At 71.5% G+C, this 25,495-nt stretch carries 21 protein-coding genes; 7 read left to right on the top strand and 14 right to left on the bottom strand.

Annotated features, from left to right (window positions below; all coding sequences use genetic code 11):
- The first annotated feature begins 46 nt into the window (after window positions 1-46).
- Window positions 47-928, top strand: a complete 882-nt coding sequence (locus JK359_RS34225; protein ID WP_201843513.1) for an SDR family NAD(P)-dependent oxidoreductase — start codon at window positions 47-49, stop codon at window positions 926-928.
- Between the two features lie 200 nt (window positions 929-1,128).
- Window positions 1,129-2,025, top strand: coding sequence for a DUF6424 family protein (locus JK359_RS34220; protein ID WP_201843512.1), 897 nt, complete (start codon window positions 1,129-1,131; stop codon window positions 2,023-2,025).
- 25 nt (window positions 2,026-2,050) lie between these two features.
- Here JK359_RS34220 and JK359_RS34215 read toward each other — a convergent pair whose 3' ends face one another.
- On the bottom strand, window positions 2,051-3,274 hold the full coding sequence (locus tag JK359_RS34215; RefSeq protein WP_201843511.1) for an alginate lyase family protein: 1,224 nt from the start codon (window positions 3,272-3,274) through the stop codon (window positions 2,051-2,053).
- Between the two features lie 222 nt (window positions 3,275-3,496).
- On the opposite strand from JK359_RS34215, the gene JK359_RS34210 reads away from it, so the two are divergent.
- The gene (locus JK359_RS34210) at window positions 3,497-5,443 is read left to right on the top strand and encodes a cellulase family glycosylhydrolase (RefSeq protein WP_201843510.1); all 1,947 of its coding nucleotides are present in this window, start codon (window positions 3,497-3,499) and stop codon (window positions 5,441-5,443) included.
- A 187-nt stretch (window positions 5,444-5,630) separates the two neighbouring features.
- Here JK359_RS34210 and JK359_RS34205 read toward each other — a convergent pair whose 3' ends face one another.
- The 8 genes from JK359_RS34205 to JK359_RS34165 form a co-directional block, all read right to left on the bottom strand.
- Window positions 5,631-6,869 (bottom strand): MFS transporter, encoded by a 1,239-nt coding sequence (locus JK359_RS34205; RefSeq protein WP_201843509.1) that lies wholly within the window; start codon window positions 6,867-6,869, stop codon window positions 5,631-5,633.
- 96 nt (window positions 6,870-6,965) lie between these two features.
- Window positions 6,966-7,730: a GntR family transcriptional regulator gene (locus JK359_RS34200; RefSeq protein WP_201843508.1), complete on the bottom strand. Its 765-nt coding sequence runs from the start codon at window positions 7,728-7,730 to the stop codon at window positions 6,966-6,968.
- Between the two features lie 550 nt (window positions 7,731-8,280).
- A complete protein-coding gene (locus tag JK359_RS34195) occupies window positions 8,281-8,538 on the bottom strand; it encodes a hypothetical protein (RefSeq protein ID WP_201843507.1) in 258 nt (85 codons plus the stop codon).
- On the bottom strand, window positions 8,525-8,785 hold the full coding sequence (locus tag JK359_RS34190; RefSeq protein WP_201843506.1) for a DUF6400 family protein: 261 nt from the start codon (window positions 8,783-8,785) through the stop codon (window positions 8,525-8,527). Before JK359_RS34190 ends, JK359_RS34195 begins: the two co-directional genes overlap by 14 nt.
- 127 nt (window positions 8,786-8,912) lie before the next feature.
- Window positions 8,913-10,406 carry an MFS transporter gene (locus JK359_RS34185; protein WP_201843505.1) on the bottom strand — a complete coding sequence of 498 codons (1,494 nt, stop codon included), beginning with the start codon at window positions 10,404-10,406 and terminating at the stop codon, window positions 8,913-8,915.
- Window positions 10,407-10,527: 121 nt separating this feature from the next.
- Window positions 10,528-11,253 carry an FAD binding domain-containing protein gene (locus JK359_RS34180; RefSeq protein WP_201843504.1) on the bottom strand — a complete coding sequence of 242 codons (726 nt, stop codon included), beginning with the start codon at window positions 11,251-11,253 and terminating at the stop codon, window positions 10,528-10,530.
- 438 nt (window positions 11,254-11,691) lie between these two features.
- Window positions 11,692-13,884 carry an MMPL family transporter gene (locus JK359_RS34170; protein ID WP_201843503.1) on the bottom strand — a complete coding sequence of 731 codons (2,193 nt, stop codon included), beginning with the start codon at window positions 13,882-13,884 and terminating at the stop codon, window positions 11,692-11,694.
- Window positions 13,885-14,214: 330 nt separating this feature from the next.
- Entirely contained in the window at window positions 14,215-15,063 is an 849-nt protein-coding gene (locus JK359_RS34165; protein ID WP_201843502.1) for an RNA polymerase sigma factor SigF, read from the bottom strand.
- Window positions 15,064-15,251: 188 nt separating this feature from the next.
- Here JK359_RS34165 and JK359_RS34160 point away from each other — a divergent pair, with 188 nt between their 5' ends.
- The gene (locus JK359_RS34160; protein WP_201843501.1) at window positions 15,252-16,097 is read left to right on the top strand and encodes a DUF1206 domain-containing protein; all 846 of its coding nucleotides are present in this window, start codon (window positions 15,252-15,254) and stop codon (window positions 16,095-16,097) included.
- Between the two features lie 56 nt (window positions 16,098-16,153).
- Here JK359_RS34160 and JK359_RS34155 read toward each other — a convergent pair whose 3' ends face one another.
- Both JK359_RS34155 and JK359_RS34150 read right to left on the bottom strand, forming a co-directional pair.
- A complete protein-coding gene (locus JK359_RS34155; protein WP_236678874.1) occupies window positions 16,154-17,878 on the bottom strand; it encodes an LCP family protein in 1,725 nt (574 codons plus the stop codon).
- Between the two features lie 325 nt (window positions 17,879-18,203).
- Window positions 18,204-19,223 (bottom strand): urea transporter, encoded by a 1,020-nt coding sequence (locus tag JK359_RS34150; RefSeq protein ID WP_307788410.1) that lies wholly within the window; start codon window positions 19,221-19,223, stop codon window positions 18,204-18,206.
- 463 nt (window positions 19,224-19,686) lie between these two features.
- Between JK359_RS34150 and JK359_RS34145 the strand changes: the two genes are divergently transcribed.
- Window positions 19,687-20,040: a VOC family protein gene (locus tag JK359_RS34145; RefSeq protein WP_201843500.1), complete on the top strand. Its 354-nt coding sequence runs from the start codon at window positions 19,687-19,689 to the stop codon at window positions 20,038-20,040.
- Between the two features lie 37 nt (window positions 20,041-20,077).
- Here JK359_RS34145 and JK359_RS34140 read toward each other — a convergent pair whose 3' ends face one another.
- On the bottom strand, window positions 20,078-21,400 hold the full coding sequence (locus JK359_RS34140) for a hypothetical protein (protein WP_201843499.1): 1,323 nt from the start codon (window positions 21,398-21,400) through the stop codon (window positions 20,078-20,080).
- A gap of 219 nt (window positions 21,401-21,619) precedes the next feature.
- Between JK359_RS34140 and JK359_RS34135 the strand changes: the two genes are divergently transcribed.
- On the top strand, window positions 21,620-21,991 hold the full coding sequence (locus tag JK359_RS34135; RefSeq protein WP_307788409.1) for an STAS domain-containing protein: 372 nt from the start codon (window positions 21,620-21,622) through the stop codon (window positions 21,989-21,991).
- A gap of 93 nt (window positions 21,992-22,084) precedes the next feature.
- On the opposite strand, the gene JK359_RS40570 is transcribed toward JK359_RS34135, so the two are convergent.
- Window positions 22,085-22,162: a 50S ribosomal protein bL37 gene (locus JK359_RS40570; RefSeq protein WP_467258484.1), complete on the bottom strand. Its 78-nt coding sequence runs from the start codon at window positions 22,160-22,162 to the stop codon at window positions 22,085-22,087.
- Between the two features lie 205 nt (window positions 22,163-22,367).
- On the opposite strand from JK359_RS40570, the gene JK359_RS34130 reads away from it, so the two are divergent.
- Entirely contained in the window at window positions 22,368-22,841 is a 474-nt protein-coding gene (locus JK359_RS34130; RefSeq protein ID WP_201843498.1) for a GreA/GreB family elongation factor, read from the top strand.
- A 108-nt stretch (window positions 22,842-22,949) separates the two neighbouring features.
- Here the strand turns inward: JK359_RS34130 and JK359_RS34125 are convergent, their stop codons facing one another.
- On the bottom strand, window positions 22,950-25,487 hold the full coding sequence (locus tag JK359_RS34125) for an ATP-dependent Clp protease ATP-binding subunit (protein ID WP_201843497.1): 2,538 nt from the start codon (window positions 25,485-25,487) through the stop codon (window positions 22,950-22,952).
- Window positions 25,488-25,495: the final 8 nt, after the last annotated feature.

The following is a 25,495-nucleotide window of genomic DNA, read 5'->3' as shown; positions in this document are numbered from 1 at the left end:
CGGATATCTATCCGCTTATTCGCTGGCTGGCGGAGGGACAGAGGGCATGGAACAGCGGGCAGTGGTGACAGCGGGGACCGGGGGAATCGGGCTGGAGACGGCACTGGGACTGGCGGCGCGCGGGTTCGCCGTCACCGTCGTCGGCCGCGACGCCGACCGCGGCGCCCGCGCGGTCGAGCGGATCACCGAGGTCTCGACCGGAGGCGCACCGCGGTTCCTGGCCGCCGACCTCGCATCGCTCGGCGAGGTGCGCACGCTCGCCGCCCGGCTGGCGGCCGAGGGACCACTGAACGTCCTGGTCAACAACGTCGGCGCCATGTTCCCCGACCGGCGCCGGACCGTCGACGGGATCGAGGCGAGCTTCGCCGTCAACCACCTCTCGCCGTACCTGCTCACCGAGCTGCTCATCGACCAGCTCCAGGACGGTGGTGCGAGCCGGATCGTCAACGTCACCTCCGGTGCGATCCAGACCGCCAAGCGCACCTTCGACGCCGTCGAACCTCCGGGCGGTTACTACGGCTTCCACTGGTACGGCAGGGCCAAGCTAGCCAACCTCGCCTACACCCTGGACCTGGCCGAGCGCCTCCGGGGCCGTGGAATCTCCGTCTTCGCGGCCGACCCCGGGGGCGCCGCGACCGACATGACCAACGGCACCATGCGCTCGCCGAAGATCGTCTCCCCGGCCCTGCGGCTGCTGTGGCCACTGGTGCGGCGGACCTTCGAGCGCTCCACCGCAGGGCCCGCGTCCGTCGCCGCCCGGTCGTCCGTCGTGGCCGCCACAGACGCCTCGCTGGACGGGCGGACCGGCCTCCTCATCGGCCCGGAGGCCCGGCCCGTGCCCGCCTACCGCGGAAGCACCGACGCCCGGACCGTCGCCGACGTGCTCCGCCTCAGCCGCGAGCTGGCACCCCTCGGCGACGGACGCTGATCGTCTCTCCTCGTGGAGCAGCACTGGGCAAAGGCGGAAGTCCGGTGCCGGCGGGGCAGGTTGCGTACGGCGAGGAAGTGGTACGGCGGCGCAGCCGGGCACCGGTAGCACCACCTGTCCCGCAGGTGCACGATAAACACAGGGGACACTCTCGGCACCGCGAGTCCCGCTCGGGCCGCGGGCGGCACGAGGAGGTCATCATGGCTCGCGCCGGAACCGTCGCCGCAACCCGGATGCCCGACACGGTCAGGCCGGGCGGCACCGAATCGGAGACCCATCCCTGGAAGATCCGCCTGGTCGAGCATCCGAAGCGCTTCGACTCGCCGTCCTTCAAGGCCGCGAAACGGACGGCACACAAGATCCTCGACGCGCTGGACGACGGGGACCTGCCGTACGGGCCCCGGCCCGGTGGCTCCGAGCACTGGGAGATGCACCACGGCGGCAGCCTCTGGGTCATGACCGAGCGGGGCTGGCGGATGTACCGGGCGCGTGTCGGCATCGAGTGGAGCATGCAGTTCTGCGCCGCGCCGCCGCGGATCGACCGGCTGCGACAGGACGCGGCCACTCTCGTGGCGGCCTTCCCGCTGACGCTGCCCGCCCTGGCGGAACTCGGTTACGAGGAGGCCGAGGAACTGCTGCGCACGCCGATCAGGGACGCCGACGGCGTCGAGGCCTGGACCGACTCGCTGTTCAACGCGTGCGTGCCGATGAGCCGCGGCCACCACCAGGGGATCCTGCCGAAGGTGCCGGGTGAGCACCACTACCCCTGGCCCGTGAAGGGCGCGGACTTCTTCCGGTTCGACGACTTCGAGCTGTGGGTGACGCTGCCCGACGGCACACACGGTGCCGTGACGCCGGTGGACCGGCGGGGGTCCGGGGACGGGCACGTACGTCTGGTGCACGCCGCGGAGGGCAGCCGGGCCGCGGACGCGCTGGCGGAGGCGCAGGATCGCGGGCTGATGGCGGTCATGCCGCCGAACAGCTCGGCCGCGCTGCAGGCGTTCGCCGGGCAGATCGAGCCCGGCCGGCGCACCGCGGCCGGGGCCCTGGTCACCCGCGGTGCACGGGCGAACGGCGCTCGGCCCCGGGCCCGTTGAGGGCGCCCGCGGAGCCGGTGCGCCGTCAGTTCGGGTTGTTTCCGTGGGTGAGGGTCTCCCAGGCGACGAAGAGGTTGTTGCTGCCCGCCGGACGGTTCCGTTCGGTCAGCGCCTGGGTGTTGGTCATGGCGATGCCAAGGCGGTTGTGCAGGGCGTTGTAGCCGACCTCGGTGGTCGGGCCGAGACCCCGCTTGACCGTCCCTCCGCACAGCCAGCTCGGGACCGCGGCACCCAGTTCGTACTTCGACTGGAAGCCGAGGGCCTGCCGCAGTCGCTCGCCGACGTCGGTGCCGTACAGGTCCTGCCCCTGGATCCGGCTGGTCTCGGCCACGTGCGAGATGGCGGAGATGCCGTACCCGGTGTGGGTGAAGTCGCGGCAGGTCTCCTGGGTGAGTCCGGTGACGAAGGTGGACTGGCCCTGCCAGTACGAGACGATCTTGTCGCGGGTGTCCAGGTGCTGGCTCGGTACGGTCTTCGGCAGGTCGCCGTCCGAGGCCAGGTAGACGTAGGCGGCCGTGCGGGTGCGGAACTTCGCCATCGCCTTGTCGTACGACGCCTTGTCCTCGAGGAAGACCGAGATGCCGACGGCCGCCTCCGTCATCGACAGCTCCCAATTGCCGTTGGAGTTGGAGCCGTTGATGATCTCGGGCAGGTAGACGTTGCGGAGCATGGTCGCGAAGCGGCCGGAGCCGGCCCAGGTGCCGGTGTACGTGTACTTGATGATCTCGGCGGCCTTCGGCCAGGAGGAGCCGGCCCAGCCCGTCTGTAGCGGCGCGTTGCTGTTGGTGTGGTCCCGGAGCACGGCGGACCAGGCGTCCATCAGCTCGATCGCCTTCTTGGCGTAGCGCTCGTCCCGGGTGATGTACCAGGCGAGCGCGTCGGTGTAGGCCGCGATCGCGTCCTCACGTTCGTCCGTGCAGCCGTAGTCGGGGTTGGAGTAGGAACCGCACTCCACGACGGCACGGGGCTTGGGGGTACGGCCGAGACTCGCGTACCTGCTCGCCATCATCTGGTCGTAGGCGCCCTTCCAGGGCTGGGCGCCGGCGAGGACCTTGTCGCGGGTGAAGTCGAGTTGGGCGCGTGAGACGCTCACGCCGGGGTGGGCGAAGGCGTCCGGAGCGGCCTGCGCCCGCTGGGTGCCGGGCCAGGCGAGCAGCCCGGTGGTCAGCAGGGCGGCCGCCGCCGTGAGGGCGAGAGCGGAACACGGAGTCTTACGGCGGCGCCGGGCGGGTACGTCCTTGTCCTGCATCTAGTCCGTCCTCATATGTGAACACTATGCGGCTTCCTGAACGTTCGAGTTGACGGAGACCATAGGTACGGACCACATGGCCGTCAAGTACTCGGGTTCCGGCGCCTGTTCCCTCCTTCCGCTCTTCCCCCTGGGTGCCCGGTGGTGGAGACTCCGCCCTGCCGGGCAGTGCCGTCGACCGGCCGCCCCGCTCCCCCGCCTCCGACCCTCAAGGGCTGCCCCATGCCGATGCCACCAGCCGCGCTGCGGCTTGCCGCCACCGCCGCGGGACTCCTGCTCACGGCCACCATGCCGGCCACGGCCTCCGCGGCGTCCGCGGTCTCCGCCGCCGCACCGCCGCGTTCCGCTGCCGCCGCCCCCGCCACACTCGCCGCCGGCACGACGGACCCGGCCGGCTGGTCCGCGCCGCTGTCGACGCAGGGCCGCTACATCGTGGACGCGCAGGGCGACAGGTTCCGCCTCAAGGGCGCCAACTGGGACGGCGCGCAGGGCTCGTGGACCGGCAGCGGCAGCGCCGCGGACCCCGCCAACCACCACGCGGGGCAGGATTCCCACGGCATCCCCCTCGGCCTGGACCGCGCACCGCTCGATCAACTCCTCTCCGACTTCCGTCAGCTGGGGGTCAACACCATCCGGCTGCCGTTCTCCAACGAGATGATCCACAGCACCACCCCGGTGCCGGACGGCGCCGTAGCGGCCAACCCACAGCTCCGCGGCAAGACGCCCCTGCAGATCTACGACGCCGTGGTCGACGCGCTCAGCCGGAGCGGTTTCGCCGTCATCCTCAACAACCACACCAACACGTCCCGGTGGTGCTGCGGTGTCGACGGCAACGAACGGTGGAACAGCGGTCAGTCCACCGCCCGGTGGGCGGACGACTGGGTGTTCATGGCCCGGCGCTACGCCTCCGTCCCGCGCGTGGTCGGCGCAGACCTGTACAACGAGGTTCGGCGTGACGTCATGGACGACCCCAACTGGGGCCTGGGAGACGGTCACGACTGGTACGGAGCGGCCCAGCTGGCCGCGGACCGCATCCTCTCCGAAGGCAACCCGGGGCTCCTGATCGTGATCGAGGGCATCAACTGGACCGGAATACCGGTGGACGGACTCCCCCACGGACGGCCGGTGCTCACACCCGCCCGCACCCTCTCGCACACCCTCGTGGACGCCCACAAGCTGGTCTACTCCGCCCACTTCTACGGCTACACCGGCCCCCGCCACAGTGGTGCCACGGGCATCGGTGAAACCCACGACGCCCGCTACCAGGACCTGTCCCGCACGGAGTTGGCGGCGGCCCTCGACGACGAGGCGTTCTTCGTGGAGGAGAGCGGCCGGCACTACACCGCGCCCGTCTGGGTCAGCGAGTTCGGCATCGGGTCGAGCGAGACGAACGCGGCGGCCCGCACCTGGTTCGGCAACGCCACCGACTACTTCGCCGACCATGACGCCGACTTCGCGTTCTGGCCGCTGGTCGGTTTCGAGGGCCACGACGACTGGGCACTGCTGCGCTACGACGGCGCGGGGCACCGCTCCGGCATCCTCGACGCCGGTGACTGGCGCGGCACGGCCTGGCAGCATCTGATGACGGCGCCGGGCAAGACCGGCCCCGTGGCCTCCGTGCCCGTCTGGCGCATGCTCAGCACCGACCACGGGGACGCGGTGGCGTCACTGCGGGTGCGGGCCGCGGGAGACTGGGACTCGGGGGCGTACAAGGCCGCCTGTCCCGACGGTTCGAGACTGGCCGGGCTGAGCCACACCGGCGGGCGCGGTCTGTGCACCGACACCGGTGCCGGGGATCTGCGCGCCGCCGGCACCCGTCAGACGGTCGTCACCGACGAGCGCCATGTGCCGGCCGGTGGCGACTGGGCGTCCGGCTACACCAAGTACCAGTGTCCCGCAGGGGAGTTCCTCATCGGCTACAGCCTGCGCGGCGCGCGCGTGTCGGCCGCGCTCTGCGTCCCCGCGCGTGGCGCGCTGGCCGGCGGCGGGCGCACGGTGTGGTTCGACCGGTCCGACAACCGGCCCGCCGGCGCGGCGGGCGGGGACTTCGCGTACGGCAACTACAAGGGCCAGTGCGCGGCGACCGAGTACGCAGCCGGGATCGCCTTCACCACCCGTGTGGGCAGCCGCCCGGGCCCCGCCGCCCTGCTGTGCCGCACCCTGCCCTGACGAACCCCGCACGGAACACGGCACCCTGCCCTGACGAACCCCGCACGGAACACGGCTTTCCCGGCCGGTCACGCACAGGCGGCGTGACGCCTCGCCGCTGTCGTCCGCTGCACAGCGGCGACGGTGTGCCGGGAGTGAAGGTGTCGGTGAACTCGGCGCCAGAGGTGGCCGGGGAGGTGACCGGCCGTCATCTGCTGTCGCGTGAGTGCCCTGTCCGAAGAGGTGACAGGACGTTGGGCAGGGCACTCAGGGTCATGCCGGCCGCACCGATCCACAGGGTGCCGGCCGCTCCGCACGCAGAGCCCGCCGCTCCGCCCAGGAACCCGCCGACGGGGATGCCGCCCCAGGACACGAATCGGGCCGTCGCGCTCATGCGGCCCAGGAGCCGGTCGGGTGTCAGGGCCTGCTGGAGGCTCGACTGGGCCACCACGCGGACGACACCGCCCAGCGAAAGGGATGCGAGGCCGACGGCGGCCGCGTACAGACTCCAACCGGGTCGGGCCAAGGGCATCAAGACGGTCCAGGGACAGGTGACCAGTGAGGCGAGCCAGATGACCCGGCCCTGCCCGACGCGCTTCGCGAACGTGGTGGCCAGCAACGCGCCCAGCAAGGCACCACAGCCCATTCCCGACAGGACGAGGCCGACACCGACGGGCCCGATTCCCAGTTCACGCTGGAGAAACACCAGCAACATCGTCTGATACATGACCAGGAACAGATTGAATATCGCGTCCCCCGCCGTGATCGCACGCAGGGCGGGGTGCGTGAGGACGAACTTCAGACCCTCCTTGATCTCGCGGCCCAGTTGGGGGTGTGCGCTCGGCTCCGGTTCTTCCTCGCGTTTCCCGATGGTGCTCGCGAGCAGCCCCGACACGGCCATCCCGGCCGAACTCACCAGGAGCGTCGCGGGTGCTCCCACGAGGCCGATCAGCGGCCCTGCGAGCGTCGGCCCGCTGATGCTGGTGACCGAGCGTATCGCCGACAGTTTCGAGTTGCCTTCCACCAGATTGCCGCGGCCCACCACATGCGGGAGATAGCTGACGTACGCGACATCGAAGAAGACCGTCAGCACTCCGTGGACCAAGGCGACCGTGTACAGCCACCCGATGGTGAGAAGGTGCGCCCACCAGGCGGCCGGTATCGTCAACAGGGTCAGCGCTCGGAGGAGATCCGCACCGATCATCACCGACCGTTTGCGCATCCGGTCGACCCAGGCGCCTGCCGGCAGCCCGACCAGCAGTGAGCCTGCCGTAGTCATCGAGGCCAGCAGGCCGACCTGGAACTCGTCGGCGTGCAGAGCCGCTATCGCCACCAGGGGCAGGGCGAGAAAGATGATGCGGTCGCCCAGCTGACCGAGTGCCGTCGCGGCGAACAGCCGCCCGAAGTCGGGATCGCGTAACAGGCCGAGCGGAGGGGATATGGACATGGGAGTTTCCTACTGTCAGCAGCGAGATTCCGTGCAGAAAGTCGCACGGAAGGTATGCGGAATGCCGTACGGAATTCCGTGTGCGGTGTTCGACGGCTACGGGCGGTCGATCCCGAACTCGTAGACGATTTCCCGGCGCGCGTCCGGAATGACCATGTCGGCCGTTTCCACCGGGCGTCCGTCCGTGTCGTAGATGGTCCGCTCGATCTGCAGCACGAGGTCCCCCACGGCGATCCCGAGGAGGTTCGCCTGCGCCTGGGTGGCACGGGCCGGGCGCGGCACCTCGGCCACGGTCGAGACGATCACGCCGATGGAGCGCATGCGCGCGACCACGCCCTTTCCGGCCAGGGGACCCTTCTCGGGCAGCACGACGGGCGTTCCGCCGGTGATCGCCATCGGCTCCCAGGACCGGGAGAGCTGGACGGGCTGTCCGTCGGCGAGGAATTCGTAGTGCGTGGTGACGCAGAGGTCTCCGGGGCGGATGGCGAGCCGCTCGGCGATCGCCTCGGGGGCGGGGACGCGCACCTGGCTGTGTGCGTCCCAGGCGCTGGCCCTGCCCTTCTCGGGCACACCGGCCACATCGGCGCCGGAGGCAGACCCCTGGCGGGCGCGGTGCCGGGAGCGGATGAGCCGGAGGCGCTCGCGCGGGGGCCGGACGTAGGTGCCGGACCCGGCGCGTCCTTCGAGGAGTCCATCGATGATCAAACGGTCCATCGCCCGTTGCACGACGTTGCGGCCGACCCCGTACTCCTCGGCGAGCCGGGCCCGCGACGGCAGACGCTGCCCGATGCCCCACTCGCCCGTGCGTATCCGTGCGCGCAGCACGTCGGCCACTGCGAGGTACCGCGCCTCTCGGGGCATGCGGGGTCCTCCGTTTGCTGTCGTTCCGACGACTGTTTTCCAGGCGGCGTCCGTTTCTCGGGCGGCGTGGGAAAACTACTGCATCCGGAAAAAGCTGCTGGAGTAGAAATACGCTCGGCGCGCGTGCCCCGAGGCGGCGGTTCAGGGGCCGCCCGTTCCTCCACCGGTCTGCGCACCCGTTCCTCCACCGGTCCGCGGCATTCGGTGGGCGGACGCTTCCGCGCGGTCGGCGCGGGCCAGTCGAAGAAGACGCCGGCTGCGAGCCCGGCGCCGAGACCCCGGCTCACCGGCCCGCGCTGCCACATCCAGCCGGGAAGCTGCCACATCCAGCCGGGAAGGAGAATCACCCGATCACGGTGGCCAGTGGCCGGCACGGGCGCAATCACCCCGTCGGCAGGTCGAGCCGAGCGCACGCCTACGGCCCACCCCGGCCCGCTGACGCGGTGGAGGGCGGCGCGTACGGCCCCGTCACCCGGCGTGGACGTCCCGCGTCCGCCGCATCAGCGGGGGCAGGCCTCTGCACCGGTCGGCAGGGCGGGCAGGGGGGCGGTCAGCGGTCTTCCGGGCCGCTGACCGGGCGGCTCCACCGGGTTCGGGTGGCGCCGAAGCCGGTCTCGTGGTCCCAGATGTGGGTGCAGGAGGGGCACTGCAGGTGGAGGAGGCTGCCGGTGTTGGAGAGCAGGTAGCGCCAGTGGTCGCGGCATCTGCGGCCCTGGCCGCAGGTGACACAGTCCAGGTGGTCCGCACAGTTCGGGCAGGTCACCCATGCCCGGCGCCCGATGTCCGCCTGGGGATCAAGCGGAAGCACTGTCGCCGCCGCGCTGCGGGAGGACACCGGCCGAGACGAGCATGTCGTACACCCGCTGCTGCTCCTCGTCGAGGCCGGAGTACAGCATGTCGTACGCCTCCTCCTCGCCACGCATCATCGCGACGGGGTCCCAGTCCGCGCCGAGCGCGTCCATGACGTGGGCCCGCCGGGTCATCTCATGGGCGGTGAGGTCGACGGTGAAGTCGACCGGCTGGGCGGGAACGGCGGCGGCATCATGGGCGGACATATCACCGAACTTAGGTACACCTTTCGGCCACGACAAGAGCACGTGGGGCACATCACAGCAGGTCGGGCGGTATCGGACGGCATCGAAACCGTCCGGCCGCCGGTCCCGCCGCCTGCCGCGCACCGCGTCATCCCGGCCTGTGCGGCCCGCCGGCAGTGGCACCGTCGGAGCCGGCCGAGGTGCCGAGCGCCGCCCGCGCCGTGGTGGGCGCCCCGGAAGTCCGCCGGCCAGACGATGACTTCGGTCGCGAGGCGTGGGCGACGAGCAGGACGACCAGCCCACAGGCGGCCACGAGGAACCAGCCCGGCCTGGAGGCACGGGCGAGTGCGGCCGGGCCGCTCCCGGCGACCAGCCCGCCGGCGACGGCGATGCCGAGGGCGGAGCCGACCTGTCGTGCGGTGGACGTGATCGCGCCCGCCACACCGGCCCGGGCGGGCGGCAGACCGCTGACGGCGGTGTTGGTGATCGGTGCGTTGGCGAAGCCGAAGCCGATGCCGATGAGCAGGTAGGCGGTCAGCAGGAGGTGGATGCCGGTGTGCCGGTCCAGGCCGACCAGGCACAGTCCCCCGGCGGTGAGGAAGGCGCCCGCCACGTAGAGCGGCAGCCGCGGGCCGACACGGCCGACCAGGCGGCCCGACCAGGGCGCGCAGACCGTGGCGCCGAGCGCCATCGGAAGGGTCGCCGTACCTGCGGCCAGCGCTGTGAACCCGCGGGTGTGCTGCAGGTAGAGGGTGTTGAGGAGCAGCGTGGCGTTGAGGGCGACGAACACCGCGACGGCGCCGAGGACCGCTCCGCTGACGGCCGGGCTGCGGAAGAGCCGCGGATCCATCAGTGGCTCCTCCCGGCGGAACTCCACCCGCACGAAGCCGGCTGTGGCCGCGGCGGCGACCCCGTATCCGGCCAGGGCGGCCGGTGACGTCCAGCCGATGCGGGGTCCTTCGATGAGGACGGCGACCCACACGCCGATCGTCAGGGACAGCAGGATCTGACCTGGGACGTCGGGCCGGCGTGCCTTCGGTGCCCGGGACTCGGGCACGAACACGGTACTGAGCAGCAGCGCGGCCACGACGACCGGGGCGTTGATCCAGAACAGCGACCGCCAGCCGAGTCCCGCGACGAGAGCGCCGCCGGTGACCGGCCCCGCCGCCATGCTGAGCCCGAACACCGATGCCCAGATGCCGATCGCCTGGGCCCGTTCCTTCGGGTCGGGCATCGCGTTCACGACGATCGCGAGGGCCACGGGGCTGAGCATGGAGGCGCCGATGCCCTGCACCGCGCGGGCCGCGACCAGGGCGCCGACGGACGGGGCCAGCGCGCAGGCCAGCGAGGCCACGCCGAAGACCGTCAGCCCCCACTGGAAGACACGCCGGCGCCCGAACCGGTCGGCGAGCGCGCCGGAGGAGATCAGCAGGCCGGCCAGGACGACGGTGTAGGCGTCGACGGTCCACTCGAGGCTGCGTGTGCCCACGTCCAGGCCGTGTCCGATGGCGGGCAGGCCCACGTTGACGATGGTGGTGTCCAGGCCGACGAGGAACATGCTCAGACAGCAGACGGCCAGCACCGTCCAGCGTCTGCGCCTGCTGAGCACAGGGGGTTGCGCAGGGGTGATCGTCGCGGTCATGGTCCGCCTTCCGGGTACAGGGAGTCGTACCCGGTCAGGCTCGGTCAGGACGACGCCGACCGCCCAACACCTTTGCGGAGACGGCAAAAACGGTGTGCGCCCGGGGTCGATGGCTGCCCGCTCAGTGGTTGCCGTGGCCCGTCAGTAGGCCGGTGACCTGCGGGCCGACGACGTCCCACGCGGCGGCCGGGAGATCGCGGAGGGCCGTGGCGCGCAGTGCGCCGAGGGTCTCCTCGGCGTCGGTTCCGCAGGCGGTGTCGGCTCCGAGGACGTCGTAACCGTCGCGTACGGCGATGCGCAGGCGGGCGGGCTCGTCCGGTTCGCCTGCGTGCAGCGCCGAGGCCACGACGAGGGGCGGTGGCCCGCCGGCCTCGCCGGGCAGCTTGCGGTAGGCGGAGGCTATCGGCTCGCGCCAGCGCAGGCTGAGCAGGAGGGGCCGCTTGGCGACCAGTTCGGTCAGGTCCGTCTCCTGGAGGCCGTCGGGCTCCAGGACGGTCGCACGGGCGTCCAGGACGAGGGCCGCGGGCAGCAGACAGCGCAGTGTGCTGCCGACGATGTTGCCTCCGACCGTCGCGGTCCGGCGTACGGCGCCGGTGCCTATCGTGGCCGCGGCCAGCCGGAGGACGTCCGGCACCCGCTCGTCGATGCGGTGCAGCACCACGGCAGCACCGACGGTCTGGCGCCCCAGGACGTTGGCCTCCGGCAACTGCCGCAGTGAAACCGCTAGTTCGGGGAATCCGTCCCGTTGCCATGCAGCCCAGACGAGGGTGGCCCCGCCGACGGGCACGGCCCCCTCGGCCAAGCACTCCTGGGCTTCCGTCACGGACGTGGGCAGACGCAACAGCACCGGCCGACCTGCCTTCCTGGGGCTCGGAGGAGGGGCGGTCGGCATTCGGCCAACTGCCCGCCGACAGCGCAGTCTCGCCCCTCGGGCGGGGGCGCGTGCAGGGCTCACACGAGCATGCGGTGCACGCTCCCTGCCACGACGCCGACAGCCCGTAGGAACGGGACGACCTCCGCGCCCGGCCTCGATCAGAGCCGCCCGCACCGACCGGACGACCCGCGCGCCCGGCCTCGATCAGAGCCGCCCGCACCGACCGGACCATCTCCCTCGAGTGCCGTGACGCGTGAGCTGCTGGGACGGGAGCCGGACCAGCCCGGTCTCCTCGCGGACCTGGAAGAGGGGCACTACTTCCACGGCTTGGCCGCCACCGGCTGACCAGCGCCCGACGCGGAAGAGTCCTGCCGGGCCGTGCGGCCCGGCAGGACTCCATGGAACCCGGTGCTAGTTGCGGCGCCCGGCGGGGTCGTGTGCGCTGCTGTCCCGGTCCCCGGCGGCGGCCGGCCCGGAGCCGCCGGTGCCCACGGCGGCCCCGGCGCGCGGCGGCTCCACCCGGTCGCCGTGGCCCGGCCACCAGGCCGCATGGCCGATGAGAGCCGTGAGGCTCGGGGTGAAGAACATCGCCATGACGAACGCGGCCACCGCGATGCCGAAGGAGACCGCGAATCCCATCTCCATGAGCAGGGAGTTGCCCGCCAGCATCATCGTGGCGAAGGTCGCCGCCAGGATGAAGCCGGCCGCGGCCACGGTCGGTCCGGCGTGCCGCAGCGCCATGCCGGCCGCTTCGCGGGGGTCGCGGCCCTCGCGGGCCTCTTCGCGCAGCCGGGCGATCATCAGGATGTTGTAGTCGGTGCCGATGGCGACCACGAAGAGATACATGATCACCGGGAGCATGAACATCAGGCCCGAGTGTCCCTGCCCGTTCTGGAAGATCCAGACCGTGGCACCGAGGGTGGCGCCGAAGCCGAGTCCCACGGAGGCCATCAGGTACAAGGGCGCGACCACACTGCGCAGCAGCAGGCCGAGGATGACCATGATCAGAACGGCGGCGACGGGGAACACCGTCCGGTAGTCGTGCATGACCGCCGCGTCGATGTCCTTGTAGATCGACGACATGCCGCCGACGACCGCCTCGGTGCCGCCGGGCGCCGCGGAGTGCGCGACGTCGCGGACCCGGCCCACGGCGTCGATCGCCTTGTCCGTCGACGCCTCGTACTTGAGCGTGACGGTGAAGTCAGCGGTGGTGCCCTCCTTGTTCACCTGGGACATACGAGCGCCGGCGACCCCCTCCACGGCGCCGAGCTTGCGCACGTACGCGTCGAAGGCCGACTTGTCCAACGGCCTGCCGTCGGTGGAGGAGAGGTAGACGTCGGTCGGTGCCGCGGCGCCCGCCGAGTACGCCTTCTGCATCTCGTCCTGGACGACCATCGACTCCTTGGTCTTGGGCATGGAGCCCGAGGCCAGGTCGAAGGTGGCGTTGAAGCCGAACGTGCCCAGTGACAGCGCGAGCAGGATGAGTCCCGACACCGCGGTGGTGAGCGCCGGGCGGCGTTGCACACCGCGTCCGAGTGCGGCGAAGCGGGCGTTCTCCGGCTCCTTCTGCCAGGACTTGGAGGGCCAGAACACCTTCGGCCCGATGAGCGAGACCACGGCCGGGATCAGGGTCAGACCCGCCACCAGGGTGGCCCCGACGGCGATGGCGAGCGCCGGGCCCATCTGCTTGAGGAAGCCCAGGGTGGAGAGCACGAGGGCGAGGAAGGCGATGATGACCGCGCCTGCCGCCGAGGCGATGGCCTCGCCGACCCGGCCGACCGCGTTCACCATCGCCTCCTTCGGCTCGTCGCCGGCGCGCAGGCTCTCGCGGTACCTGAAGATCAGGAACAGGAAGTAGTCCGTGCCGACGCCGAAGAGCACGACGATCAGGATGGACGAGATCGAGCTGTTGGCCTGGAGGTCGAACAGCTTGGTGGCGTAGGCGATCAGTCCGTTGGCGACGGCGGACACCAGGCCGATCAGCACCAGGGGCAGCACGGCGAGGATCGGTGCCCGGAAGATGATCAGCAGGGTAACCAGGATGATCACGAAGGTGCCGATACCGATCAATGCCTGACCGCGTTTGGACGAATCCTGTTGGTCGAGCGCCTGCGCGGCGGAACCGCCGAGCTTGGCGTCGAGGTGCGTGCCCTTGGCCAGTTTCTTGACCTCGTCACGCAGCACTTCGGCCGCGTCGGCCTGTTTCGGCTGACCGGCGTTCTTGCTGTCCATCTGCACCAGGGTCAGGGCGTACCTGCCGTCCTTCGACGGCTGGCCAGGGACGACCTTCTGCACCTGGTCGATGTGCTTCTTGCCCAGCTCCGAGGTGATCCGGGCGACGTCTTTCTGGTCGGCGGCGGTCAGCTTGCCGCCGTCGGTGCGCTGGTACAGCGCGATGGCGGACGGGGTGAAGGCGCTGGGGAACGCCCTCTCCTGAAGGTCCGCCGCTTTGATCGACTCGTAACTCTTGGGCAGGAAACTGCTCTCGTCGCTGTTGGAGGGCAGACTCGGCGCGGTGGCGACAATCGCCACCGCGGCGATCAGCCACGCCACGATCGTCCACACGGGATGACGGACGACGGCGTTGCCTATTCGTCGGAACATGCGGAGGGTCCTCCTGGGAAGGAAGATCACCGCAGCCCGGGGAGCGGTCCCTGGCATCGGCGACCCCGACCGGCCCGTGTCCGACGGGCCGGTCGCATGGTTGTCTTGGGGTCACATCCTAGTGACCGGGCACACGTTTCTTCACGCAGAAAACGCCCGGCCCGGCCGACGGCCGGGCCGGGTCCGCGATGTCTGAGCAGCCGTCAACTCTGCGTGCCACGACCCCTCTTGCCCTGCTGTGCGGTGTCCCCGGGAGTCGTCCCGGGGACACCGCGGGCTTCGCCCGGCCGCGTCGGCGGTCGGTCAGGGGCCTTCGCCGAGCCCGGCGCGTCAGCGGTTGGTCAGCATGCCTTCCCTGAGCCGCTTCAGCGTTCGGGAGAGCAGGCGTGAGACGTGCATCTGGGAGACGCCGAGGCGGTCGCCGATCTGCGACTGGGTCAGTTCCTCCACGAACCGCAGGTGCAGGATCAGCCGGTCCCGCTCGTCCAGTTCGGCGATCATCGGCGCCAGCGCGTGGAAGTCCTCGACCAGTTCCAGCGCGGCGTCCTGCTTGCCGATGAAGTCCTGCAGCGCTGTCTCGCCGTCCTCGCCGTTGCCGATCGCGGCGTCCAGGGAGGCCGAGTTGTAGCCGTTGGCCGCCAGCCGGGCCTCGATGACCTCCTCCTCGGAGAGGCACATCAGCTCCGACAGCTCCTTGACGGTGGGGGTGCGGCCCAGCCGGCTGCGCAATTCCTCGGTGGCCCGTGCCAGCTGGACGCGGGCCTCCTGCAGCCGTCGCGGCACGTGCACGGCCCAGGAGGTGTCGCGGAAGAACCGCTTGATCTCGCCGACGATGTAGGGCACCGCGAACGAGGTGAACTCCACCTCGCGCGACAGCTCGAACCGGTCGATCGCCTTGATCAGCCCGATCATGCCGACCTGGACGATGTCCTCCATCTCCTCCGGGCCCCGGCTGCGGAACCGGGCCGCCGCGAAGCGGACCAGGGACATGTTCATCTCGATCAGCGTGTTCCGGGCGTACTGGAACTCCGGCGTGCCCTCCTCCAGGACCGCCAGCTGGTCGAAGAACACCTTGGACAGCTCACGGGCGTCCTTGGGTGCCACGTCCCGCGGGGCTGCGACTGAGGGCAGTCCGGTTGTCGTCGGCGTGTCCTGGGCGACCGCGGTCGGCGCTGTCATGGTGTTCCCCTCCCGATTGGGTCCGTGGGTGCGGCATCGGTTGATGGAGGGCCGGTTACCCGGACTTCCGCCCGGCATGCCTGCCTGTTCTGCCTGCGTCCGGCATGCCTGCCCGTTCGGCCTGCGCCGGGCAGGTGACGCAGCGGCGCACAGGTGTCGCATCGGTGGTCCGGGGGCACCGGCCCTGTATGGATGCACGCTCATGGACGCTGCGGGGCCGGGGCCGGGCGCGCCGGGTGGCCGACAGCACGGCGATGGCCGCGGCGGCCCGGGCCGGATTCGCGGCCCGTGGGGTGATCTACGTACTCGTGGGTGTCATCGCGCTGCAGATCGCCTTCGGCGGCGACGGCGGCGGGCACCAGGCCGACCGCGGCGGCGCCCTGGACGAGCTGGCCGGCCGGCCCTTCGGATCGGCGCTGCTGTGGGCCGTGGGGCTCGCGCTCGCCGGAATGGCACTGTGGCAGCTGTCGGAGGCGGTGTTCGGCGGATCGGGCCCGGGCGGCTCGAAACTGCACGAGCGGGCGGCGGCCTCCTTCCGTTGCGTCTTCTACGGCTTCGTGTCGTACTCGGTGCTCTCCTACGCGGCCGGCGACAAGGGCAGCGGCAGCGGCGCCTCCGACCGGCAGACCGACGACGTCACCGCCCGGGTGCTCGAATGGCCCGCCGGCCAGTTGCTCGTCGGGGCCGCGGGTCTCGCCGTGGTGATCGCCGGACTGTGGATCTGTGTACGAGCGGTGCGGCGGAAGTTCCGCCAGGACCTGCGCACCGGGGCGATGTCCTCGGGAACGCGCAAGGCCGTCGAGTTCCTCGGGGTGGCCGGCGGCGTGGCCCGGGGCGTGGTCTTCGCGGTCGCCGGGGTGTTCGCGCTGGCCGCGGCGGTGCGGCACCAGCCGGGGAAGGCACGTGGCATGGACGACACCCTGCGTGCCTTCCGGGACCTGCCGGCCGGGCCGTGGCTGCTGGCCGCCGTCGCGGCCGGTCTGGCGGCGTTCGGGCTCTTCTCCTGGTGCGACGCCCGCTGGCGCAAAGTCTGAGCCGGCGGCTCACGGAAGCGGGCCGGCCCCCGGCCGGGCCGTGGGCGCCGCCGGGCTCAGGCGTCGGAGTCGGGCTTGCCGCGGGCCGCCGCGTACGCCTGGGACGGGGTCATGGGGACGCCGCCCAGACTCACCGTCTTGAAGGTGCTGACCTTGGCGCAGGTCCTGGCCTGGCCGGCGGTGGAGGCGTGCGCGTTGGAGACGGCGGCCTTGGTGTCGGCGGGCGCGGGAGCGGAGGAACCGCCGTGATACTTGCTGCCACTGGGCCAGTCGCTGCCGACCACCAGGGTCAGCCCGGTGCCGGTGCCCTGCTTCAGCCGGGCGGCGGGCAGCCCGAGCGCCTTGGCGGCCGTGCGGGCCGCGGCCTTCTGCCCGGCGCCGTAGGTGAGGGTGGTGGTGGCCGCGGGGCTCGGGGCGTTCGCCGTGGTCGTGGCGGAGCTGAAGCCCTTGTCGACGAGGGCGGTCGCCACGGCGGAGGCGCGGCCGGTGATGCCGGTGCCGTTCTCCACGGTCACGGCGATCTCCGACGCGGGTACGGCCGGGGCGGTGGCCGTGGCCTTCGCGGTCGCCGAGGCCGCCGTGGACTTCTTTCCGGATCCGGTGGTCAGGGACTGGTCGTCGGCGATGGTGGAGAACAGGGCCTTGGCGCCCGGGCCCACGACCACGCGGTCGTCGTCGGCGGGATCGGGGGCCGTCTGCATCGTCGTGAAGGTGATCCGCTCGGCGGGCACCTTGTTCACGTCGTCCGCGAGCCCGATCAGCTTCTTCACGGTGCCCAGGCCGTCGTCCACGGTCAGTGCCTTGGTGGCGGCGTCCGCGAGGCCGTAGACCTTGGTGGGGTCGGTGAGCGTGCCCGCGCTCTTGAACTGGCGGATCATCGCGCTGAGGAAGATGTGCTGCGAGATCGTGCGGCCGAGGTCGCTGCCGTCGCCGAAGCCGTGCCGGGAGCGGACGAACTCCAGGGCCGCGACGCCCTTGAGGGTGTGGGTGCCCTTGGACAGCTTCAGGTGCGAGTAGGTGTCGTAGACGTCGTCGCTGACGCACACGGAGACACCGCCGACCGCGTCGGACATCTTGACCACACCGGAGAAGTCGAGCTTGACGAAGTGGTCGATGGGTATGCCGGTGAGCTTGTGCACGGTGGCCACCTGGCAGGCCGGCCCGTACTGGAGCGCGCTGTTGATCTGGCCGTAGTAGCCGGACGTGGACTGGCCGGTGGCGCTGTCCTTGCAGGCCGGGACCTTGGTCATGGTGTCGCGGGGGATGCTCATGACGGTGGCGTTGGAGCGGTCGGCGGATATGTGCAGCACCATCTGCACGTCCGCGTTGCTGCCGGTCTGCACCCCGGTGGCGGAGCAGCCGCCGCCGAGTTTGCAGTCCGACTTGCTGGTACGGCCGTCGGAGCCCATGACCAGGATGTTGATCGGGGTGCGGCCGAAGGCGTCGGCCTTCTCGGTGCCGCCCTTGCCGTCCAGCGACACACTGTGGATGTTGCCGTTCAGGTGCTGGTAGAACCACCAGCCCGCGCCTGCGGTGACCATGACGAGGAGGGACAGGCAGATCCCGGCGATCTTCAGCACGCGTCTGCCGCGTCCCGCCGGGCGGGACCGCTTGCCGCTTCGCATACGGGCGGCCACTCGGGCGGCGGCCCGGCCGCCCGGCGGACGCCCCTCGTCCGGCTCGGCCGCGCGCTGTCCGGGGACCCGGTCGCCGTGGCCGGGGACCTGGTCGCCGAGGCTGCGTGTGGCCTGGCCGACCGGCCCGTCCCACGGGTCGCTCATCTCCCACTCCCATGAACGGTCGGGCCTGCCAGGCCGGGCCGTAGGACTCCCGGCCGGGCGTGCGCGGCGGCATACGGGCAGGCGAGACCCTGCGCCGCATCGGTTGCGTAGTTGCGCAATCTAACAAACCCCTGCCCCGAACAGCACAGATCCGTACGCAATTCACAGTGAGGCATGTCATGACGGCGCGGACGCCGGTTGCAGCCGCCGGTCCCGGGCAGGCGTGGGCCGGCGCCGGCCGAGGCGAGCCGCGGACGGCTGCCCTGCGGCCCACGTGGTGGGTGGCTGCCTGCGGCCTACGCGGGGCGGGCGGCCACCCTGCGGCCTACGCGGCGGGCGCCGGGGCGCCGGCCGGCTGCCGGGACGTGCCGTCCGCGCCGGGAGCCCGGCCGGTCAGCCGGGGGAATGACCGGGCGGCGGTCAGGAAGGCGAGGGTCGTCAGCACGAACGGCCAGGTGAACGCGTGACCGCCGGAGGGGGCGAGCAGATGCGCGACGGCCGGGGTCACAGCGGTGGCGGTCGCCGCGCCGAGCAGGGCGTACAGCAGTGTGGCCGGGGCCGCCGTCAGGAAGACCCCGCACAAGGCGAGGGCGACGAGCACCGCGTTGTAGCCGAGGGTGCCGTCGGCGATGCGGGCCGCCGGAGCCCCGAGTGCCCAGGCGGTCAGGATGCCCGTCGCGCTGCCGGCGCAGGCCACCAGTGCGGCGGTACGGCTCGCCAGGAGGAGGCCGGCGAGCAGCAGCAAGCCCACGTACCACTCGTCGAGGAAGAAGATCTGGGACAGGTTGCGGAAGAACGCCCGCCCCAGCTCGCCCGGGGGCAGCGCGGTGGCGCCGGAGGCGGCGCCCGGCAGCGCGGCGAGGCTGCCGCCGTGCGGCCAGATCCGGCCGAAGGCGGGCGCCGCGATCGTGACCGCGCTCGCCAGCAGGCAGTACGGCAGGGTCAGCGACGGCAGGTTCCACACCCGCAGCAGCCGGACCACGGCCGCCGTGACGACGGTGACGACGGCGCAGCCCGCGGTGGCGAGCAGGACCGTGGAGGGCCGGCCCGCGTCCAGGAAGACCGCGAAACACAGAGCCAGGAGGCAGGAGTTGAAGCCCTCCAGCCCTGTTTCCACCCGGGCGCGGGCGACGTGCAGCAGCCGTGCCGTGCTGCTGCCCAGTACGGCACCGCCCAGGGCGTAGGCGCCGTAACGCCAGTCGGCGGCGCCGAGGGCGAGACAGAAGGCGGCGCCCGCCCGTGCGTCGGCCAGGAACATCACCTGGGCCGGGCCGCGCAGCAGCCGCAGCGCGTAGCCCGCGCCGCGTCCCCGGCGCCGCCACCGGCCATGAACCGACCGTCGCACGTCCCGCCCCCTCACCCGGCACCCCGTTGCCGTTTTCCGTACTCCGGCATTTATTTTCCGGCATACGATACTGCCTGTCGAGTACGCCTGCGCGCCTCGAGTGGATGGAGCCGCTGCCGCCGGGGGAAGGGCGAACCGCTGCCGCCGCCGGGGCCGAGTCGCCGCTGTCGGGACGGAGCCGTAAAGACCGGCACGGCGGGAGGGTGATGACGAGCGCCCTTCGCGATGCCCGGTGACAGACGATTGCTCAGTGACAGACGATCAGTGACAGACAGGGCGGGCCGAGCGGCCGGGGACTGCTGGGCCCGCCGGGCGTGGCGGGGTGCGCCGGGCCCGCCGGGCGTGGCAGGGTGCGTCGGGCCCGGCGAGGCGTGGCGGGGTGCGCCGGGCCCGGCGAGGCGGCCGGGCGGGGGCGACTGCGCGGCTGGGGTTCGTGCGGTCGCCCCGCTGGCAAGATGGCGGCATGGAACATGTGCTTGGAATCGGCGGATACTTCATGCGCGCCGCCGACCCCGCCGCCCTGAACGCCTGGTACCGCGACTGCCTCGGCCTGGACACCGACGAGCACGGCCTGTGGCGTCAGGCGGCCGGACCGACGGTGTTCGCCCCGTTCGAGTCGGAGACCGACTACTTCGGCTCCCGCTCCCAGCAGACCATGCTCAACTTCCGGGTCCGTGACCTCGACGCGATGCTCGCGCAGTTGCGCGCCAGGGGAGCGGACGTCGCCGAAGAGACCCAGGACATGGAGGGTGTCGGCCGATTCGGCTGGGTGACCGATCCCGAGGGCAATCGGATCGAGCTGTGGCAGCCCGCCTGACCGCACCCGCCCCGCGGTCGCTGCCCGCCGGGCCCGGTCACTTCACGGTGCCCCGGCGGCGCACGGCCACCAGTACCAGGCCGCCGAGCACCGTCGCACCCACGGCGGCGGCGGTCAGGACCGGCGTGCCGTCGCTGCCGGTGCCGGCCAGGGTGCCGCCGGTCGCGGAGCCCGAGGCGGTGGCCGTGGTCGCCGAGCCCGAGGTGCCGGAAGCGGCCGTCCCGGACGCGCCCGTCGTGCCGGACGTGCCCGTGTCACCGGACGTGCCCGTGTCACCGGACGTGCCGGTGGCGCCGGAGCCGCCCGTGGACTGGTCGTGCGGGTCGTTGCCCCGGCCGTCCGTGGTGGAGCCGCCGCTGCCGGTGTCACCGCCGGCCGAGGCACCGCCGGAGGAGGTCGAAGTGCCGCCGGCCGTGGTGCCGCCGGAGGTGCTCGTGCCCGGGTCGTCGCCGCTCACGTCGACGGTGAGGTAGGCGGTGTCGTTCGCCCGGTTCTCGTCGAACTCCGGGTGGATGCCGTACACGGAGCCGGCCGTCACCTTGCCCTTGGTGCTGCGGGCCGTCTTGCCGATCTCGAGGACGAAGGTGTAGTCGAGCGACTGGTCGAGGTCGATGGCGTGGCCGGCGGGCCAGCACACGTACCGCGGACGGCCCGGCTGCGACGGTCCGGTCGGCCCGTCCGTCCCGAACGGCCGGCAGTCCTCGGGCACCTCCCTGGCGACGGTCCCCGGCGGGATCTGCACGATCAGGGCCGGCTGGTCGTCGCTCTCCTGGTTCTGGATCCAGCCGGGACCGTCGTTGCGCAGGGTGGCGGTGACGGAGACCCTGCTGCCGGGAGCACCCTCCGTCAGGTCTCCCTCGGCGCGCAGGTCGGCTGTGCTGTCCGCGGTCAGGGTCAGCCGCCGGTAGCTGTCGTCGAACCCTTCCCCGGGGGCCTCGCCGGTGCTGCTCGTGCCGTACTCGACGGCTTCCATCAGCGCCTGGGGCAGGGCCTTGAACCGTACGGGCGTGGTGACGGAGGCATGCGGCTGGACGACCGTGTCCAGCTCGCACAGGGCCTGCCGGACGTGGTCGGCGACGGTCGAGTAGGTGCAGCCCTCGACCGGCTGGGGGAAGTCGAGCCCGCGGGTCAGCCGGATCCGGAAGGTGACGCCGTCCGCGGGTGCCGTGCCCTCGTTGGTGAGGGTGACCGACCGGTCGTAGACCTCACCGGGCTTGGGCGAGGCGGTCGGCAGGGTCGAGATCACGAGGTCGGGAGCGAGGTCCTCGGCGTGTGCCACGGGGACGGCGAGGGCGGGAACGCCGATGCCGATCGCTGCGGCGACCACGGCTGCCGCCGTGGGACGGAGGGCTGTACGCAACGGGAATCTCCTCGTCAGGGCGCGGAAAGGGCGGTGCCCGGGCCTCGAGGAGCCGGGCGTCATGTACTGGACACACGAGGGGCTCCAGAGGTTGTGGTGAAGACTCCATACGCATGACGGAGTGTCTGCGGTTCGCACGGCATCCTCCGCGCGATCCTGGGCAGCTTCACGAGAAGGCAAGCTCTGGGCAAGGATCGGCGAGCGGTGGACGAGGCGCGCGTGACAGGAACGGCAGACACGAACAAGCAGGCGGAACCGGACCGGTTGTCCGTCACCCGGGCGAGCGTCGACGGCGTCACCGTCGTCACGGTGAGCGGCGAGGCCGACCACCACACGTCCACACTGCTGCGCCAGGCCCTCATCCCCGGGGACCCGGCCGCCGGCGAACGGACCGTCGCGGACTTCAGCGGCGTGGCGTTCATGGACTCCAGCGGCATCAACGTGCTCATCGCCGCACATCAGGCCCATGGCCCGGCGGGCTGGCTGCGCCTCGCGGGCGTGCGCAGGCCCGTCCTGCGCACCCTGGAGATCGTCGGCCTGACCACTCTCATCGACTGCTATCCCAGCGTCCACGAGGCCATGGAGGGCTGAGCAGGACGACCGCCGTCGGCATGTGCCGAGACCGGCGGTCGTGGTCGAAGTCCGCGCAACCGTGGCGGACTTGGTGTGCCGTCCGGGAAGGCGTCAGGACTGGGGCCGACGCCCGTGGTTGGCCGCGTGCTTGCGCCGGGACTTCTTCTTCCGGCGTCGCTTCGAGGACATGGCACCTCCAGGCAGCCACGGGGAGTGGCGCACATGCCACTCCGGGGATAGGGACATAAGCACGATATCCCTGCAATCTCCCTCGCTCCACCGGAGGCAAGGAGAGGCATGGATCCGCTTATCATGCGAAATACCGGACTGCGCAGTGCTGTCCGGCTGCGTACCCAGTCCGGCTGCACGTGCCCAGCTGAGCGGAGGAGCAGTGATGACCGGTGAACCGGAGCCGATCAGCGCCCAGGCCCGTCGGGCACTGGAGCAGGAGCTGGCGGATCTGCGGGAGGAGCGCCGGCTGGTCGCCGGAACCCTCCGGGACACCACTTCCGTCGGCGACCAGGCGGACCAGGCCGACGAGTTGCAGCGCGCCGACCAGCTGCAACGCCTGGACCGTCGTATCGAGGACATCGGCGAGCGGCTCGACCGGGCGGACCTGGCCGGTCCGGCCCCCACCGACGTGGTCGGCGTGGGCAGCACGGTCGGCGTCCGCTTCCCCGACGGCTCCACGGAGTCCCTGCAGATCGGCGAGGTCGCCGAGGCGCTGGACCAGCCGCTGGTCACCGCCGACAGCCCGCTCGGCCGCGCCCTGCTCGGACGCCGGCCCGGGGACACCGTTCACTACGACACCCCGGACGGCCCGGCGACGGCGGTCGTGGTGTCGATCGGGACGGACGGGCCGTCATGACCGGCTGACGGCAGCGGAACGCGGCTGACGGCAGCGGAGCGCGGCGGCGGCGCCGGAAAGACGGCCGCGGCTGCGCGGCCCGGTCCGCTGCCGCACCGACCGCAACCGCTACCGCTGCCCCGTCGGCTGCGCGTCGCCGGAGCCTGCGAGTGTTCCCGGGTCGCTCTTGCGCACCGAGAAGTGCAGGGAGTCCTTCACCACGTCGACCACGATGGTGTCCCCGGGCCCCGCCTCGCCGCCGAGCAGCAGGTCGGCGACGCGGTTGTCGAGTTCGGCCTGGATCGTCCGGCGCAGCGGCCGGGCACCGAACTCCGGCTGGTGGCCGTGGGCGATGAGCAGCTTCTTGGCGGCGTCCGTGACCTCCAGACCCATGCCCTGCGCGTGCACCCGGTGCCTGCTGCGGTCCAGCAGGTGGTCCACGATCTCCCCCAGGTCGTCCTCGGTGAGGCCGTGGAAGATGATGATGTCGTCGATGCGGTTGAGGAACTCCGGCAGGAACCGGCCCCGCAGGTCCTCCATCAGCTCGTCCTTGAGTTCCGAGACGTCGCCCTTGTGGTCCAGGATGCGGTGCGCGCCGATGTTCGACGTCATGATGACGACGCAGTGCCGGAAGTCGACCGTACGGCCCTGGGCATCGGTCAGCCGGCCGTCGTCCAGGATCTGCAGCAGCGTGTTGAAGACGTCGGGGTGGGCCTTCTCCACCTCGTCGAACAGCACCACGCTGTAGGGCCGGCGGCGGACCTTCTCGGTGAGCTGGCCCGCTTCCTCGTAGCCGACGTAGCCGGGAGGGGCGCCGACCAGCCGGGCGACGGTGTGCTTCTCCTGGAACTCGCTCATGTCGAAGCGGATCATGCGGTCCTCTTCGCCGAACAGCAGAGCGGCGAGCGTCTTGGCGAGTTCGGTCTTTCCGACGCCGGTGGGGCCGAGGAAGAGGAAGGATCCCACGGGACGGTTGGGGTCGCCCATGCCGGCGCGGTTGCGGCGTACGGCCCGGGAGACCGCGGTGACCGCCTCGTCCTGGCCGACGATCCGGGCGTGCATGTCCTCCTCGAGCCGCAGCAGCTTCTCCTTCTCGCTGGCGGTGAGCTGCGAGACCGGGATGCCGGTACGCCGGGAGACGACATCGGCGATGTCGGACGCCGTGACCGAGACGATGCCCTCACGGCGCTCCTCGATGCCGGCGAGTTCGCCCTCTGCCTCGGCGACCTCCCGCTTCAGCTCCGAGGCCTTCTCGAAGTCCTCGGCGGAGACGGCCTGTTCGAGTTCCCGGCGCAGCTTGGCGATGCGGTCCTCGCGGCTGACGACCTCGGTGGAGCGGCCCGCGCTGCGCAGCCGTACCCGGGCACCGGCGTGGTCCATCACGTCGATCGCCTTGTCGGGCAGGTACCGGTCGGTGATGTAGCGGTCGGAGAGTTCGGCGGCGGCGGCCAGCGCCTCGTCGTCGAAGCGGACCTGGTGGTGGGCCTCGTAGGAGTCGCGCAGCCCTTCGAGGATCTGCACCGTCTCCTCGACAGTGGGTTCCGGGACCATCACGGGCTGGAACCGGCGCTCCAGGGCGGCGTCCTTCTCCACGTACTTGCGGTACTCGTCGATGGTCGTGGCGCCCACGACGTGGAGTTCGCCGCGTGCGAGCGCGGGCTTGAGCATGTTGCCCGCGTCCATGGAGCCCTCGCCGGTCGCGCCGGCGCCGACGACCGTGTGCAGCTCGTCGATGAACAGGATGATGTCGCCGCCGGCTGCCTGGACGTCCTCGATGACCTTCTTCAGCCGCTCCTCGAACTGTCCCCGGTACTGCGCGCCCGCCACCATGCCGGACAGGTCCAGCGCGACGACCCGCTTGTCCTTCAGGGTGTCGGGGACCTCGCCGGCCACGATGCGCTGGGCGAGGCCCTCCACGATGGCGGTCTTGCCGACGCCTGGTTCACCGATCAGCACGGGGTTGTTCTTGGAACGCCGCGAGAGGATCTCGACGGTCTGCTCGATCTCCTCGGCCCGCCCCACCACCGGGTCGAGCTTTCCGGCCTTCGCCTCCTCGGTCAGGTCGCGGCCGAATTCGTCGAGGGTCGTGGCGGGCTGCTTGCTGCGCTCGGCGGGGGCGCCGTCGGGGCGTGGAGCCGCCTGTTCGGTGAGGCCCGTGACGCGCTGGGTGTCCAGCCCCTCGGCCCGCAGCACCCGTGCGGCACCCGAGTCGGTGTCGCCGATCAAGGCGGTCAGGATGTGCTCGGGGCCGATGTAGGACACACCGGCCGCCTGCGACCGGGCGTAGGCGGCGCGGAGTGTGCGCTTGGCCGCCGGCGTGAGACCCGGTTGGGCGGAGGGCTCGCCGGACTCGCGGGGCAGGATCTTGGCCAGCTCGGCCGCGAGCATGTCGGGGTTCATGCCGACCTGCGCGAGGAGCCGGCGGGAGGGGTCTACCTGCGTGGCCGCCCAGAGCAGGTGCTCGGTGTCGAGGTCGGAGGTGCCGTCCTCGGCGGCCCGCTGCGCGGCCAGGTTCAGCAGCTGCCGCGACGATTCCGTCAGCAGCCGTCCGATGGGAACACGCTGCACCGCGGGTGGTGACGACGCCGGCGACATTCCGAAGAAATGATTGAGCAGCTCACTGAACGGATCCGACGAACCGAACGGTGCACCGAACGACATCGACATGACAGCTC

Origin of the sequence: Streptomyces actinomycinicus, from assembly GCF_016741775.1 — a bacterium.
Lineage (GTDB): Bacteria > Actinomycetota > Actinomycetes > Streptomycetales > Streptomycetaceae > Streptomyces > Streptomyces actinomycinicus.
The sequence above is the reverse complement of the archived record's forward strand: the minus strand, read 5'-3'. Positions and strand labels throughout refer to the sequence as shown.